This window comes from Candidatus Symbiothrix dinenymphae (assembly GCF_001431085.1).
Genome location: NZ_BBRU01000547.1, coordinates 1 through 234, shown reverse-complemented (window position 1 = coordinate 234; position 234 = coordinate 1). Strand labels below are relative to the sequence as shown.

Here is a 234-nt window from a genome sequence, read left to right as displayed (position 1 = left end):
CACAGTGGATAATGCCGCAGTGGATATTGATAATAAAGTGCCGGGGGATGACTTAATCCTATTGGATGCTTCGGCTGCTTTTGCCGACAAAAATGTGGGCACACGGTCGGTTACATTTGCCGATTTCACGCTCGGCGGCACGGAAAAAGACAATTATGAGTTGATGGCTCAGCCGGCTGATGTCGTAGCCACCGCCGCGATTACACCCAAGCCGGTTACGCTCACAGGTTTTTC

At 51.3% G+C, this 234-nt stretch carries 1 protein-coding gene; it reads left to right on the top strand.

Going from position 1 to position 234, the window contains the following annotated elements; genetic code table 11:
• On the top strand, window positions 1–234 hold a 234-nt coding region (locus ASC50_RS05580; RefSeq protein ID WP_158648511.1), incomplete at both ends, for a YDG domain-containing protein.